Origin of the sequence: Serratia sp. 506_PEND (genome assembly GCF_001076875.1) — a bacterium.
In the GTDB taxonomy this organism is placed as follows: Bacteria; Pseudomonadota; Gammaproteobacteria; order Enterobacterales; family Enterobacteriaceae; genus Serratia; species Serratia marcescens.
In genome coordinates, this window is the sequence record NZ_JVEL01000332.1 from 1 (window position 1) to 789 (window position 789).

The window sequence follows — 789 nt, forward strand, 5'->3', positions numbered from 1 at the left end:
CGCTGGCACGGACCTGGGGAGCGCTGATGCCCGAGCAGGATGGCCTGTTTGACGGGTTACTCATTACCTTGCAGCGTGCTGCTCGCCAGTTACAGGAGCAGAACCAGGACAGTGCAGAGCGCCCGTCTTCCCCTGAATCGCCGGCCTCAGCAACATCACCAGAACCTGTTGTTCGCCATGATCACATGGCCCTGAACATCGACGATGCTGATGAACGGGCATGGCAGCAGACGCTGCTGAAGGTGGCAGACCGCCTGACCGAGCAGCACCCGGGTGAGGCGGTGGGATACCGTCTTCGCCGTTATGCCATCTGGCATACCATCACGTCCACGCCTGTTGTCAGCAGAGGAAACAGGACTCCGCTGGCGGCGGTTTCACTTGACCGGGTAAGTGAATACGAATCAGCCCTTTCCTGCGCCGATATAACCCTGTGGCGTCAGACAGAGACGAGCCTCACCCTTTCGCCTTACTGGTTTGACGGTCACTGGCTGTCGGCGCAGATGGCGCTACTAAAGGGACTGACACCAGTGGCTGAGGCTATCAGGGAAGAACTCCAGCACCTGCTACATCGCCTGCCTGCGCTGAGAACGCTGACGTTCAGTGATGACACCCCATTTTTATCGTCGCGCTGTGAACAGTGGTTGCGGGCAGCAGCGACGGAACGGGGGGAGGCCTGTGGTGATGTGAACACAGCGATTGGTGCCTGCCGCGAAGAGCAGGGGCTGAATGCGGCGCTGGCACTGCTGGAAGACAATATCAGGTCGCAAAGTGAGCCCCGCGAAGCCTTTT

General features: G+C 59.6%; 1 protein-coding gene. It reads left to right on the forward strand.

The features are described 5' to 3' along the window. Positions 1-26: 26 nt before the first annotated feature. The coding region (locus ADK28_RS10080) for a type VI secretion system domain-containing protein (RefSeq protein ID WP_193392128.1) at positions 27-789 on the forward strand (763 nt) is incomplete at its 3' end.